The following is a 14,445-nucleotide window of genomic DNA, read 5'->3' as shown; positions in this document are numbered from 1 at the left end:
GCTAGCCGACCACCCCTTCTATCTTCCAACCGCCGGTCTTTACAAATCTTCGACAGGTCTTATTTTATAATCGTGATCTTCGTTGGGGTTCCTTCAGAAACAATGAACGAGCGCCGGCGGATCTCGGTTGGACAGGAAGAAGATTTACCGGATGCACTGGCCGATGCTTGCAGCATATCGGGCGGAGGACAGTCCTGAAACATTTGAATACAAGGAGTCTTGAAACGATGGAACATGAAAAGGAAAAACAGGGTGCGGTGAATCTGCCCCGCGAGCTTGCGATCCTGCCCTTGCGCAACACGGTCGCCTATCCTTTCATGGTGATTCCGTTGGTCGTTGGCATCAAACGCTCCGTGAAGCTGGTGGAAGACGCGCTGCAGGGGGACCGGATCATTGGTCTCGTCACTATGAAGGACGGCAATATCGAGGAGCCTCAGCCGGGCGAGATCTATGAGGTCGGGACCCTCGCGAAGATCGACCGGGTCCTGCGGGCGCCGAACGAGAACACCCTTCAGATTGTGGTGCAGGGGCTCGAGCGCTTCCGCGTGACCCAGTGGATCGGTTCGGACCCCTATCTTCGCGCCCAGGTGGAGTCGGCCTCCGACATCATCGAGAAGGATGTGGAGATGGATGCCCTGGAGCGCAGCCTGCGTGAACTGGCGCAGGAGGTGATCCATCTGTCCCCCAACCTGCCGAAGGAGGCCGCGGCGCTTCTGAATCAGGTTCATGACCCGCAATATTTGGGTTATCTCGTCGCGGGCAACCTGAGGCTGGAGGTTGCCGAGGGTCAGTTGGTCCTCGAACTGGATCGGGTCAAGGAGAAGTTCCGCCACCTGATCGCGTATCTGGCACGGGAGCGGGATATCCTGAGCCTAGGCAAGAAGATCAAGAACGACGCCCAGGAGGAGATGGACAAGGCCCAGCGTGATTATTACCTGCGCCAGCAGCTGAAAGCCATCCGCAAGGAACTGGGCGAAGACGAGGCCCCCGAATCGCCAGCTAACGAGTACCGGGAGAAGATCGATAAGGCCGGCCTCCCGGAGGAGGCCGAAAAAGAGGCCCTGAGGGAGCTGAAGCGGCTCTCCACCATGTCTCCCCACTCGGCCGAGTATCCCGTGATCCAGACCTACCTCGACTGGCTGTGTGATCTTCCCTGGAACGAGGTGAGCGTGGACGAGACGGATATCACGGGCGCGCGCCGGGTGCTGGACGACGACCATTACGACCTGGAGGAGGTCAAAGACCGGATCATTGAATACTTGGCCGTGCACCAGTTGGTGAAGGAACGCGGTGCGGGGTTCGATGCGGCGGAAGGGAAGGAAGGGTCGGACGGGACCGGGGTGATCCTCTGCTTTGCGGGGCCTCCGGGAGTCGGCAAGACGAGCCTCGGGCAGAGCATCGCGCGGGCCCTTGGCCGCAAGTTCACCCGCATGAGTCTTGGCGGTATGCGGGACGAGGCCGAGATCCGCGGCCATCGCAGGACCTACATCGGCGCCATGCCGGGGCGGATCATCCAGGCGATCAAGCGTGCCGGGACCCGGAACCCGGTCTTCATGCTGGACGAGGTGGACAAGATCGGCACCGATTGGCGCGGCGACCCGAGCAGCGCTTTGCTGGAGGTGCTCGATCCGGCGCAGAACCACGCCTTCCGGGACCATTACCTGGACCTGGACTTCGACCTGAGCGATGTCATCTTCATCACGACCGCGAATCAGCTCGAGACCATCCCGGGACCCCTGCGGGACCGCATGGAGATCCTCCACTTGGACGGCTACACGGAGTACGAAAAACTCCATATCGCCAAGCGGCACCTGGTGGACCGGCAGCTTCGGGCCAACGGACTGCGCCTGGAGGAGGTTACCTTCACGGACGAGGCCCTGTTGAAGATTATCCAGGACTACACCCGGGAGGCCGGTGTGAGGAACCTGGAGCGCCAGATCGGTGGGGTGTGTCGCAAGGCGGTGGTCCGGATCGCGGGCCGTGAGGCGGATCACATCACCATCACCCCGGAAATCGTCAGGCAATACCTGAAGAAGGAAAAGTTCGATTCTGAGACCTCGGAGATCATCGAGATCCCTGGTATCGCCACAGGCCTGGCGGTGACTGCCGTCGGCGGGGATATCCTCTTCATCGAGGCCACCCAGATGCGCGGGAAAGGGCAGCTGACCCTGACCGGCCAACTGGGTGACGTGATGCGGGAGAGCGCGCAGATCGCCCACAGCTTTGTGCGATCCAAGGCCGACCGCCTGGGGATCGCGCCGGAGCTGTTCGAGCAGACCGATGTGCATGTGCACGTGCCGGCAGGTGCCATCCCGAAGGACGGCCCCTCGGCTGGTGTCGCCATGGTGATGGCGATGGCGAGCCTCTTCAGCGGGCGGTCCGTCCGCGGGGATGTCGGTATGACCGGGGAGGTGACCCTGCGGGGCCGTGTCATGCCGGTCGGCGGGGTCAAGATGAAGGTCCTGGCTGCCCACAGGGCCGGCCTGAAAACGGTGATCCTTCCGAAGCGGAACGAACGTGATTTAGAGGAGCTTCCCGATGAAGTTCGCAAGGCCATGCGTTTCGTGTTGGTCGAGCGGATCGACGAGGCCCTGAGCGTTGGGCTTGAACCCGCGGAGGGCGCGGGAGAGGTGCAGCGGGCCGCCCACGCGTGAGGGTCGGATAGACGGTGATCATGGTTGACATGGGGCCGCCGCCCGGCAGGAAAACCCTGCCGGACGGCGGCCCCTCTCTTTTTCAAGAGGGATTCGTTTTGCGTCCGTCCAGATAGCGCTCGAGCCATGCGGCTGTGTGCGAGATCTCGGTATGGTCGAGGATCTCCAACGGAGAGCCCGCAGCCACGACCTGCCCCCCGGCCTCCCCGCCCTCCGGCCCGAGATCGATGATGTAGTCCGCCGCCGCGATGACCTCCATGTTGTGCTCGATCACGGCTACGGTGTTCCCCTGGTCTACCAGGGCCTGCAGGACCCCGACCAGGCGCTGGACGTCATGGAAGTGCAGCCCCGTGGTAGGCTCGTCCAGGATGTAGAGGGTGCGGCCGCGGGAGGCCTTGCCCAGCTCCTCGGCCAGCTTCATGCGCTGCGCCTCCCCGCCCGAAAGGGTGGGGCTCGCCTGGCCCAGCCTGAGATACCCGAGACCGATATCTTCCACCGCCTGGATGGCGCGTCGTATGGCGGGCACCGCCTCGAAGAAGGGTGTGGCCTCGCTGAACGTCAGGTCCAGGATCTCGGCGATATTTTTTCCCTTGTAAGTGATGTCGAGCGTTTCGGGTTCGAAGCGCCGTCCGCCGCAGACCTCGCAGTGCACATAGACGTCCGGCAGGAAGCTCATGACCACCTTGACGGAGCCCTGCCCCTTGCATGCCTCGCAGCGCCCTCCCTGTACGTTGAAGGAAAAACGGCCGGGGCCGTAGCCCCGGGCGCGCGCCTTGGGGGTCATGGAGAGCAGCCGCCGGATCTCGGTCAGGCACCCGATGTAGGAGGCGGGCACCGAACGCGGGGTTCTGCCGATCGGGGTGTGGTCCACTTCGAGGACGCGTTCGATCGCCTCCCAGCCTTCGATCCCGCGGCACAGCCCGCCGCCGCCCCCTTTGCCCTGCAGCCGGGCGTGCAGTTCACGGTGAAGCGTTTCCTTCAGGAGCGTGGACTTCCCCGATCCCGAGACCCCGGTGACGGCGATGAGCGTTCCCAGGGGAAACACGGCGTCGATGTGCTTGAGGTTGTTCGCGGAAGCCCCGCGGACGGTGAGTGCCGGTGCATCCCTGTAAGGCCGGAGGCGCGAGGTCAGCTCCCGCCTCCGGCCGCCGAAGGCCCGTCCGGTCAGGGACTCCGGGACGCGGTTCAATTCTGCCAGGGTCCCGCTCGCCACGATCCGCCCTCCCGCCTCTCCGCCGCCCGGCCCGAGGTCGATGATGTGGTCGGCGGCCCGGATGGTCTCCTCGTCGTGCTCCACGATCAGGATGGAGTTGCCGCGCCCCTTGAGGGAGTCCAGGGCGTCGAGCAGGAGACGGTTGTCTCGGGCATGGAGACCGATCGTCGGTTCGTCCAGGATGTAGCATACCCCGGTCAGGTTGGATCCCAGTTGCGCCGCGAGGCGAATCCGCTGAGCCTCGCCCCCTGAGAGGGTGTCGCCGCTCCGGCTGAGGGCCAGATAGCCGAGCCCGAGCCGGTCGAGGAAGGCGATGCGGGTGAGTACCTCCGCCATGATCGGGTCGGCGATCGGGGCTTCGGCCGACGAAAAGGAGAGCCCCTGCAGGAGGCTGCGGATCTCAGATGCCGGCCGCTGAACGATGTCCCAGATGGAAAGCCCCGCGATGCGGGCGCTCAGCGCCTCCGGTTTCAGGCGGCTCCCGCCGCAGTCGGGGCAGATTCGCCCCGCCGCCGTGTCTTCCCCGCCGATGGAGCCCAATCCGTCACAGCGGGGGCAGGCGCCCTGGGGGCTGTTGAAGGAGAAGAGCCTCGGGTCGGACTCCTGCAGCCCGATCCCGCAGGCCGGGCACACGCCCCGGCGGCTCAGGGTCTCCTCACGGCCGGCCCTGTCCACGATGATCAGGGTGCCGTTCCCCTCCTCCAGGGCCGTCAGGACGAGGGCTTCGAGGTTGGAATGGGGGATTTCGCCAACGACCAGTTCGATGGTATGTTCGTGGTAGCGGCTCAGGCTCAGACCGCGTTCGATGGGCGTGAAGCGGCCGTCGATGCGCGCCTCGCGGAAGCCCTTCTGGTAGGACCGTTCGAAGAGGATCTTGTGGAAACCTTTGCGGCCGAAGACCTTGGGCGCCAGGATCCTGGCGTGTGTACCGCCGAAGCGCCGTGCCATGGCGGCGATGATCTCTTCGAGTGCAAGGGCCTTGAGCTGCCGGCCGCAGGCGGGGCAGGACTGCCCGCCGAGTTTGCTGAAGAGCAGGCGCAGGAAATGGTAGACCTCCGTCAGGGTGGCGACGGTGGAGCGGCGGCTGCTCCGGCTGGTGCGCTGCTGGATGGCGACGGTGGGGGGAATGCCGGTGACGGCGTCGACGGCAGGCCGTTCGAGGATTTTCACGTATTGGCGCACGTACGGCGCAAGGCTTTCCAGGTAACGCCGCTGCCCTTCGGCAAAGACGATGTCGAAGACGAGCGTCGACTTCCCCGAGCCCGATACCCCTGTCACAACGACCATCTGCTGGCGCGGGATCTTCAGGTGCAAGTCTTTCAGGTTGTGCTCCCGGGCGCCGCGCACCTCGATGGCCCCGCCCCCGGGAGCGGGAGGGGCCTCCGCCCAGCGGGCGGCCTGTTCCCGGACGCCCGGGGTCAAGCGGTCGTGCCCGCCGAGGTACTCCGAGAGGAATCGGCCCGTGTGTGAATCCGGGCAGCCGGCCACGGCCTCGGGGGTCCCGGCGGCCACCACGCGCCCGCCCTCGGATCCACCTTCCGGCCCGAGGTCGATGACCCAGTCCGCGGCCTTGACGATGTCCATGTTATGTTCGATGACGAGGACGGTGTTGCCCGCGTTGACCACACGTCTCAACACCTTCAGCAGGGTGTCGATGTCCGCGAAGTGGAGGCCCGTGGTCGGTTCGTCGAAGATGAACAGTCGATGGCCGGACCCGGTTTCCTTCAGATGCCGGGAAAGCTTCAACCGCTGTGCCTCGCCGCCCGACAGGGTGTTGAGTGGCTGCCCGAGTTCCATGTAGCCGAGGCCCACCTCCTGAAGCGGTAGAAGCGCATCGGCGATGGCGGTGTGGCCCTGAAAGAAGACCAGGGCCTGATCGACAGTCATGCACAGGATGTCGTCAATGTTTTTCCCTTCATACGTGATCTCCAGGATCTCGGGTTTGAAGCGTTTGCCGCCGCACTCCGGGCACGAGACGAAGACATCCGACAGAAACTGCATCTCGACCTTTTCGAACCCGGCGCCCTGGCAGGTCTCGCACCGGCCCCCGGCGACATTGAAGGAGAAGTGGCGCGGTTCGAGGCGCGCCGCCTTCGCGCTGCGCGTCCTGGCGAGGAGGCTGCGGATGGGGTCCATGGCCTTCGTGTAGGTCAGGCAATTAGCCCGCGGCGTGCGTCCGATCGGCCTCTGGTCCACCAGCACGACATCGCTCACCCGATCGGCCCCTTGGATGGCGCGGTGGGCGCCGGGGCGGCCTTCCGACTGCCCCTTGAGGCGCTTTATCCCCTTGTAGAGGATCTCTTCCACCAGGGTGGATTTGCCGGACCCGGAAACCCCGGTCAGGCAGGTAAGGCAGTTGAGCGGGAGGCGGATATCGATGTCCTTCAGGTTGTTCTCCGCGGCGCCCTCCACGGTGAGCCAGCCGTTTTCGGTCGGGCGGCGCTTCGAAGGGAGGGGGATGAATCGCTCGCCTCTCAGGTATTGGGCGGTGGCGGTGTCACGGGCATCGGCGGTGGGTCCGAAATACATGATCTGCCCGCCATTTTTGCCGGCGCCCGGTCCGAGGTCCAGGAGAAAGTCACTGCGAGCGATGATTTCAGGGTCATGCTCGACCACGACGAGGGTGTTCCCGAGGTTTCTGAGCCGGTGGAGGATCCGTGACAGTCGGTGGTTGTCGCGGGGGTGGAGCCCGATGCTCGGTTCGTCCAGGACGTAGAGAGTGTTGACGAGGGACGAGCCCAAGGCCGATGTGAGGGCCACGCGCTGCACCTCCCCGCCCGACAAGGTGCGTGACTGCCGGTCGAGGGTGAGGTAGTCAAGCCCGACATCTTTCAGGTATTTCAATCGGCTACGGACTTCGCCGAGGACCATGAGCGCGGCCTTGTCTACGTCCGAAACGGGCAGGGCATCGAAAAAAACGGTGGATTCCTTGACAGAGAGGGCATAGATCTCCGCGATGCTCAGCCCGTTCAACCGGTATTGCAGGGCGGCTTCCTTGAAGCGCGTCCCGCCGCAGGCGGGGCAGGGAGTGTAGCTGCGGAAACGCGAGAGGTAGACGCGGACATGCATCTTGTAGGTTTTGGTCTCCAGCCAGTCGAAAAAGCCCCGGATGCCGTACCAGTCCTTGCCGCCCTCGACGATGAGGCGTTGCTGTGCGGGGCTGAGCGCCTCGAAGGGGACCGTCGTAGGAATCCGTTCCCTCAGGCAGAAGGCCATCAGGTCCTCGAACTCCATGCGGCCGTCCACCGCACGGCCCCAGGGTTTGATTGCTCCCTCCTCCAGGGACAGGCCGCGGTCCGGTATGATGAGGTCGAGATCGATGTCGATGATGCGCCCGAACCCGCGGCAGGTGTCGCAGGCGCCCAGAGGGCTGTTGAAGGAGAAGAGGTTGGGGGTGGGGGCGGGATAGGTGATGTTGCACTCCGGGCAGGTGAGCGAAGAGGCGAAGGGAAGCGGCCGCCCGCGTTCGACAACGACGCTCAGACGACCGCCGCCGAGGCGGAAGGCCTGCTCCACCGAATCGAGGACGCGCTGGCGCTCCGAGGCCTTGAAGGGAAGCCGGTCCCCGATGACGAAAAGCTCGGACTCCCCCGGCTGGGGCACCCATTCCTCGATGGGCAGGATCTCCTGGTTACGAAGGAAGCGCGTATACCCCATACGGCGGAGTTCGGCGGCCGCCTTGGCAGGGTCGCCGTTGTTCAGGAGGATCGGAAAGGCGACCAGTACCTCGCTCCCTGCCGGTGTTCCGGCGAGGGCTTGCCATACCTCCTCGGGGCTTTGGCTGTGCACCGGGCGGCCGCACACGCGGCAATGGAGGATGCCGAGGCGGCCGAAAAGGAGCTTGACGAGGTCGGTCAATTCCGTCATGGTGCCGACCGTGGAGCGTGAGGTTCGCACCGGGTCCTTCCGGTCGATGGCGATGGCCGGCGGGATGTTCTCGATCCGATCCACCAGCGGGCGGTCCATCCGGTCCATGAATTGCCGCGCGTACGGGGAAAACGTTTCCACGTAGCGCCGCTGTCCCTCGGCGTAGAGGGTGTCGAAGGCGAGGGACGACTTCCCGGACCCGCTCACGCCCGTTACCACGGTGATCCGGTTGAGGGGGATTTGGAGATCCAGATTTTTCAGGTTGTTCTGACGCGCGCCGAAGATCTGGAGGGTGGGTTGGCCGGATGCTCTCTGCAAGGGCGGTGATTTCTTCAAGGCACTCAGGGTTCAGGATCTCCCGGCCCTATCGGGCATGCGTCTAACCGTTTGATTTTTGCGGTCACGATCAACTGTTTGGCAAACAGAGCTTCGCAGGGTCTTGGCGTCGCGCGGTTCACGCCCTTCTGCTCTTCAGGGCGTCGCCGGTTTGACACCTCAAGGTCCCAAGGCCTGTTGGCGGATTGGTCCGGGCGAATGCCGCGGCTTTATCCTGAAAGGAGTTTCCGATGGCTCCAGGGCCTCGATGTAACAGCGCGACGGCTTTTTAAGACGTACCGTCTTTTGGGTTGATCGCGCCGAGGAAACGCTGGACTGCCCCGCTGATTTTTTGCATCAGGGGTTTTCTGAAACGGACCTTCAGGTAAAGGTCGCCCGGTTCGCCCCCGCCCTTGCCGAGGCCCCCCATGCCCTTGAGGCGCAGTTGCCCCCCTTCCGGAAAACCGGCGGGGATGTTGACCAGGAGCGTCTTGGAAAACTCTCTCAGGTTGTACGGTACCTTACTGCCGTGTTCAGCTTCCTCGGGTGGCAGGGTGATGGTGTCGTGGCGGTCAGGGCCGCGCTCGGGGATGTTGACCCCGAACGTTTTTCGAAGCCCGTAGGACAGCATTTTGCCGATCCCCCGGTTCAGCAGCGGCGATGAAGGTCCGCGGTTTCGCCCCGGCCGGGAGGTGAAGACATATCCCTTTCCGCGGTAGCCCGGGCCCCCGAATTCGAAACTGCGGCCGCCGGAATGGCTGAATTCCGTGAAAAGATCTTCAAAGCTCCGGTAGCCGAAGGTCCGGCTCATCTCATCGAAAATGGTTTGAATATCCGAACCGCGGAAGATGTCTTCCTGCGAATAGTGTTGACGGAACCGGCCGTAGGCCTCGGGGCCGAATCGGCTTCGGATCTCGTCGTATTCTTGGCGCTTCACCGGGTCCGAGAGGACCGCGTAGGCCTCGTTGACGGCCGCCATCCGAGAGGTCGCCTCCGGATTGTCCTGGTTCCGGTCCGGATGGTGCTCCAGGGCCAACCGACGAAAGGCCTCCTTGATCTGCTGCGAGGAGGCGCCGGGGTCGACTCCCAGGATCTTGTAGTAATCTCTGGATCCGTTCTGGTTCATCGGGATGTCGGGATGGGTTGCGTCGGTGTTGACAGGGGACTCGAGAGCAGGCGGCTTCGATCGGGCGGGTCGCGCTGATCGGGGACTGTTCAGAGAGCCTTATCATCAACGGTGAAAAAATACGATCTGTGTATCAGAATATAGAATAACGGGAGCGGCGGCAAGTGCAAAACCGGAGCGGGCCGGGGTTGGAAAAGCGTGCACGGCGGGAGATAGTCCAGGGGCTTGCAATGGGCCTGCATTTGAGATAGTTTCCATCCGGAAATGGTCTTTTTGGCCAATCTCGGCGTCAATCTGCACGTTTGCTTGTGCGGCGACCCACAGGTCGCCTCCGCGCAAACGCTGGATTTCCTTGATATTGGCCAAAAATCCTCATTTCCGGATTGGAAACTTAGTCGTGGCGGATGTTCTTTTTCGGATGGACACGAGATAGTTTCCATCCGGAAATGGTCTTTTTGGCCAATCTCGGCGTCAATCTGCACGTTTGCTTGTGCGGCGACCCACAGGTCGCCTCCGCGCAAACGCTGGATTTCCTTGATATTGGCCAAAAATCCTCATTTCCGAATTGGAAACTTAGTCGTGGCGGATGTTCTTTTTCGGATGGACATGAGATAGTTTCCATCGGGAAATGGTCTTTTTGGCCAATCTCGGCGTCAATCTGCACGTTTGCTTGTGCGGCGACCTACAGGTCGCCTCCGCGCAAACGCTGGATTTCCTTGATATTGGCCAAACCGGGACCCACCGCTTCGGGGCAGGTCACGGGTTCATTTCCGGATCAGCCGCATCCGTATGGAATGTACGGGGCGGCGCCCTGCCGGGTTGATTGGGATAAACGATGTCGTCATGACGTCGGATCGAGCGGGCTGCCGCGTTCCGGCAAATGTCGGCGGAGTGGTGCAGGTCCGGTGTTTCGGAGCGATAAAAGGAGAGAAAGGGGGGTAGGTTGCTCACTGGATCAGAGAAGATGCGGGGCGCCGAGGATTGGCGGAACCTGAACGATACACTGGTTTCAGCTCTGAGCGCCCTCCGGTTCAGCGCGCCGGTCACCCATGTATACAACCCGCTGGTCTATGCCAGGGCCCCCTACGACCTCTATCTGGAGCGCTACGGCATGGGGCTGAAGGAAGTGCTCCTGTTGGGGATGAATCCGGGGCCTTGGGGCATGGCCCAGACCGGCGTCCCGTTCGGAGAGGTGGGTGCAGTGCGGGATTGGCTGAAGATCCATGCGCCGGTTGGGCGGCCGCGGCTGGAGCATCCCAAACGTCCGGTTGAAGGCTTCGGCTGCAGGCGGAGCGAGGTGAGCGGGCGGAGGCTCTGGGGATGGGCACGCTCGCGCTTCGGCGAGCCCGAACTGTTTTTCAGTCGGTTTTTCGTGGCGAACTATTGTCCCTTGCTCTTTATGGAAGAGAGCGGCCGGAACCTCACGCCGGACAAGTTGCCCGCGGCGGAGCGGAAGCCCCTGCTGGCCGCCTGTGATCGTGCCCTGCGCGAGACGGTGGGCCTGGTTCGTCCGAGGTTCGTGATGGGTGTGGGCAAGTTTGCGGCGCACAGGGCCGGCGAGGCCCTGCGGGGAACGGCCGTTATCGTCGGCGCCCTGAGCCATCCGAGCCCCGCGAATCCGAAGGCGAACCGAGGTTGGGAAGCCCTGATCGAGGCGGAGCTGGCAGACATGGGAATCGGGTTGTGAAGCAGGCCGCAGGTTTGGCGATTCTGCAATGGGGTGGTGGTTGTTCGGCTTGCGGGATTCATGGTCGTGATGGTATGAGGTGGATGCGGTGCCCGAACCCGTGCCGTCGGGGCGGCAGGTGGGATGGCAGATATTCCGGAGACAGGAGGTGGACGCCCCGCTGCTCGGTTTCAAGGCCATGATGGAATGGTTTTTGGTCGATGGCGATCAGCCGGGCGGTGTTGTTTCAGGGGTTGAAAGGAGTACAGCCGATGATTGAGCCTGGTTTGAGGGGTTTTGCGGAGTTGGTGGTTTCAAGGCAGAATCTGGCTAGTTTCACCGGGAATCTGGGCGCCGAGGTCCTCTCCACTCATCAGGTCGTTCTGCTCATGGAGCAGGCCTCTCGCAACGCGATTGCCGGCCGTTTGCCGGAAGGCCGCATCAGTGTCGGGACGGAGATTCATGTGCACCATTTTGCGGCGACCCCCATCGGCGTGAGCGTGCGTGCCGAATCCGAGCTGACTGTCTTTGAAGAAGGCAGAATGGTTTTTCAGGTGGTGGTGCGGGACGAGTTCCAGAAGATCGCCGAGGGGGAAAACACCCAGATCCTGGTCTCGGTGAAATCCTTTCTGGACAGGGTCCGGCGCAAGATGAAACCGCAGCGGGACTGGGGGCCCGGCTGAGGATCCGATGTTTTTTTCTCAATACCCAGGGCGTTCTCACCGCTCTATACGCCGCCGCTGCGCGTCGACCCGCGCCCGCCATTCCCGGTCTTTTTGCAGATGGATGCCGGCCAGGCGGTTGAACGATTTGGCCTGCCGCCTGTTCCCTTTCACCATCCAGGCCTCCGCCAGGTAGTAGCAGGCCTGGCCGTTGCTCGGATTCAGATTGAGGGCCCGTTCGAGGACGGTGATGGCTTCGTCGGTCTGCCCGTCTTTTAGAAGCATGCGCCCCTCTTCCGTGATCTCGAGGGCGGCGACCGCCCTGGGATCGACTTTGGGGGTCGCTGTGGCCCGGGGCGGCGGAACGCTGTCGATCGAGCGTTGCTGCGGCGGAGGGGACGGGGCGCGAGGGGGCGCTTGGGCGGTCGGTGCCGGCTTAGGCACGGATGCCTTTACCGGTTTCGCCGCCGGCTGCGGGGCGGTTGCACAGGAGGTGATGAACAGCAGAAGGCCGCTCACCATCACGAGGATCCGTGTTTTAGAGGTTTTCGAATACATCTGTGAACCACTCCAGGATTCCGGTTTTTTTCTTGGGCGTGTGCAGCGGGCAGGTCTCTCGGGGGGTGTTTTCCACCAGGAAGATTTCGTCCTGCGGCGATGGACACGCGCCCGGCAGGGCAAGAAGCCCGCTTGCCGGGCAGATCTTTTTCGTCGTGACGCCCTCCGGGGGCGTGAACCAGTTGCCGGCCGCGAACTGCGGCAGGGATCGCATGAGATCGGCCCAGATAGGGAGGGCGATCGAAGACCCCGTCCCGTGCAGTGTGCCTCCTTCATCGAACCCCACCCAAACCAGGGCCAGGATATCCGGCGTATAGCCCACGAACCAGGCATCGCGTGAATCATTGGTCGTGCCGGTCTTGCCGGCTGTGGGAAACGGAATGCCGAGAGCAGGGAGTCTCCGGGCCGTGCCGTCCTGCACCACGCTTTGCAGGAGGGACGTCATGAGGTAGGCCTTCGCCGGGCTGGTGACCTCGGTGATGTCCATGTGGCGTCTTTCGAGCGTTTCCCCACCCTCGTCGATGACTTCCCGCAGGGAAAGCGGCTGGGGCAGGATGCCGTCCCCCGCGAAGACGCAGTAGGCGCGGGCCAGCTCCAGCGGGACGACCTCGGCGGCGCCCAGGGCGAGGGATGGATAGGGTGGAAGCGGGGTCGAAAACCCGAAGCGTTTCGCCGTTTCCACCACCTTGCTCAGACCGACCTGCATCGCCAGGTCCACGGAGGCCCGGTTGACGGATTTGGCGAGGGCCGTTCGCAGGGTGACCTGATCGGCCTGCAGCGGGGCGTAGTTTTTGGGCTCCCAGGCCTGACCGTCGATCGTGTAGGTCTTGGGCTGGTTCGATAGGAGACTGGCGGGTGTGAAACGGTCGAGGGCGCTCAGAAAAACGAACGGCTTGAAGGCACTGCCGGGTTGGCGCCGTGCATGGGTGATACGGTTGAACTGGCTGTCGCCGTAATGGCGTCCTCCGACCATGGCCAGGATGGACCCCGTGCGGGGCTGCATGACCACGATGGCGCCCTGGACCTGCCTTTCCGGGGAGGAGCGCTTCAAATCGGGATGGTGTGATTCGATCCGTTCAAGTCCCTTCTTGAGGGCCTTTTCGGCCGCCTCCTGGACCTGGGTGTCGAGGGTAGTCTGGATGGAGAGGCCGAGGCTCGCCAGGTCGTCCGGCGAATAGAGGGTTTTCAGCTGCGAGACGACGAAGTCCAGGAAATAGGGTGCGGTTCGACCGTAGGCCTGGTAGCCGATGGCATCGAGCGCTGTGCCTGAGGCCGAGGCCCTTTCGTCTTCGGAGATCCATCCCCGTTTGTGCATGGCCAGCAGGACGTGATTGCGCCGCTCCACGCAACGCTTCGGGTCTTTGTAGGGGGAGTAATGGTTGGGAGCACGGATCAGACCGGCGAGGGTGGCGGCCTCCGGAAGGGAAATCGCCTTGACCGGTTTCCCGAAATAGAACCAGGACGCCTCGCCGATGCCGTGGATGGCGACGGACCCCTTCTGCCCGAAGTAGATCTCGTTCAGGTAGATTTCGAGGATCTCGTCTTTGTCGTAAATCATCTCCATGGTGACGGCCAGCAGCCCTTCCTTGAGTTTGCGTTGAAAGGTCTTTTCAGGGGTCAGAAAATAATTTTTCGCCAGCTGCTGCGTGATCGTGGATCCCCCCTGGCGCAGTTCGCCGTGTTTGAGGTCTGTGTAGACCGCGCGCAGGATTCCCTTGATGTCCATGCCCGGATGGTCATAATAGCGGGCGTCCTCCGCGGCGAGCACGGCCTGGATGACGTGCAGCGGGATCTCGTCGATGGAGACGAGTTGACGGTCTTCGCGTTCGAGGCCGAAAAAGAGCATCAACTCTTCGGGTTCGAGTTCCAGGAACTTCAAAGCAGCGGGCTGATCCGTCCTCCGGATGGCGCTGATACGCCCTTTTTGGAGTTGGATCTCGACGGGATAGCCGGTTCTGACCCTGCCGGGGATGTCGATGTCGTGCAGGAAGATTCGCAGGGTCGTCCCGCTGAAGAACAGTTCGCCTTTTTGCCGGGGAGGTCGGTGCACCAGCCGGTATTGGAGACGCTTCAGCTTGTTCCTGAGGGCATCGAGGTTTATGGGTTCTCCGGGGTAGAGGAGGGTAGTGTCCGAATAGATCTTGGAAGGCACCGTCCAGCGACGACCTGAAAAGCGGTGCTGGATGTCCTGGGCCAGAAAAACCCCATAGAGGGCCAGGCCGGCGGCGATGAGCAGCAGGGCGGTGAAGCCCCAGGTGAGCAGGCGCCGCCTGACGGATTTTTTTCGTTCAATCCTTCGGCGCTTCGGGGTGGTTTTTTTTGGGCTGGTTTTCTTGCGCATGCTTAAAGTTGGCCTAACATATCGATCTTTATGGTGAATACAG

At 62.9% G+C, this 14,445-nt stretch carries 10 protein-coding genes; 6 read left to right on the top strand and 4 right to left on the bottom strand.

All coding sequences use genetic code 11. The features are described 5' to 3' along the window. The first annotated feature begins 227 nt into the window (after positions 1 to 227). Positions 228 to 2,654 (top strand): endopeptidase La, encoded by a 2,427-nt coding sequence (gene lon / locus ACZ500_RS15895; protein ID WP_464228355.1) that lies wholly within the window; start codon positions 228 to 230, stop codon positions 2,652 to 2,654. Positions 2,655 to 2,736: 82 nt separating this feature from the next. Here lon and uvrA read toward each other — a convergent pair whose 3' ends face one another. After that, complete coding sequence (uvrA, locus tag ACZ500_RS15890; RefSeq protein ID WP_464228354.1) at positions 2,737 to 8,052, bottom strand: excinuclease ABC subunit UvrA; 5,316 nt, start codon at positions 8,050 to 8,052, stop codon at positions 2,737 to 2,739. A 286-nt stretch (positions 8,053 to 8,338) separates the two neighbouring features. Then, positions 8,339 to 9,175 (bottom strand): DnaJ domain-containing protein, encoded by an 837-nt coding sequence (locus tag ACZ500_RS15885; RefSeq protein ID WP_464228353.1) that lies wholly within the window; start codon positions 9,173 to 9,175, stop codon positions 8,339 to 8,341. A gap of 264 nt (positions 9,176 to 9,439) precedes the next feature. Here ACZ500_RS15885 and ACZ500_RS15880 point away from each other — a divergent pair, with 264 nt between their 5' ends. The 5 genes from ACZ500_RS15880 (at position 9,440) to ACZ500_RS15860 (ending at position 11,524) form a co-directional block, all read left to right on the top strand. Further along, the gene (locus ACZ500_RS15880) at positions 9,440 to 9,790 is read left to right on the top strand and encodes a hypothetical protein (RefSeq protein WP_464228352.1); all 351 of its coding nucleotides are present in this window, start codon (positions 9,440 to 9,442) and stop codon (positions 9,788 to 9,790) included. Between the two features lie 13 nt (positions 9,791 to 9,803). Next, positions 9,804 to 9,998, top strand: a complete 195-nt coding sequence (locus ACZ500_RS15875) for a hypothetical protein (protein WP_464228350.1) — start codon at positions 9,804 to 9,806, stop codon at positions 9,996 to 9,998. Positions 9,999 to 10,139: 141 nt separating this feature from the next. Beyond that, positions 10,140 to 10,862: a uracil-DNA glycosylase family protein gene (locus tag ACZ500_RS15870; protein ID WP_464233067.1), complete on the top strand. Its 723-nt coding sequence runs from the start codon at positions 10,140 to 10,142 to the stop codon at positions 10,860 to 10,862. A gap of 88 nt (positions 10,863 to 10,950) precedes the next feature. After that, positions 10,951 to 11,121, top strand: coding sequence for a hypothetical protein (locus ACZ500_RS15865; RefSeq protein ID WP_464228349.1), 171 nt, complete (start codon positions 10,951 to 10,953; stop codon positions 11,119 to 11,121). Further along, a complete protein-coding gene (locus tag ACZ500_RS15860; RefSeq protein WP_464228348.1) occupies positions 11,114 to 11,524 on the top strand; it encodes a thioesterase family protein in 411 nt (136 codons plus the stop codon). The genes ACZ500_RS15865 and ACZ500_RS15860 overlap by 8 nt, the downstream gene beginning before the upstream one ends. Positions 11,525 to 11,560: 36 nt before the next feature. On the opposite strand, the gene ACZ500_RS15855 is transcribed toward ACZ500_RS15860, so the two are convergent. Together ACZ500_RS15855 and ACZ500_RS15850 are read right to left on the bottom strand one after the other, a co-directional pair. Beyond that, a complete protein-coding gene (locus tag ACZ500_RS15855) occupies positions 11,561 to 12,061 on the bottom strand; it encodes a tetratricopeptide repeat protein (protein WP_464228347.1) in 501 nt (166 codons plus the stop codon). Further along, complete coding sequence (locus tag ACZ500_RS15850; protein ID WP_464228346.1) at positions 12,042 to 14,402, bottom strand: PBP1A family penicillin-binding protein; 2,361 nt, start codon at positions 14,400 to 14,402, stop codon at positions 12,042 to 12,044. The genes ACZ500_RS15855 and ACZ500_RS15850 overlap by 20 nt, the downstream gene beginning before the upstream one ends. Positions 14,403 to 14,445: the final 43 nt, after the last annotated feature.

This window comes from Desulfatiglans parachlorophenolica, from assembly GCF_055394735.1.
The sequence above is the reverse complement of the archived record's forward strand: the minus strand, read 5'-3'. Positions and strand labels throughout refer to the sequence as shown.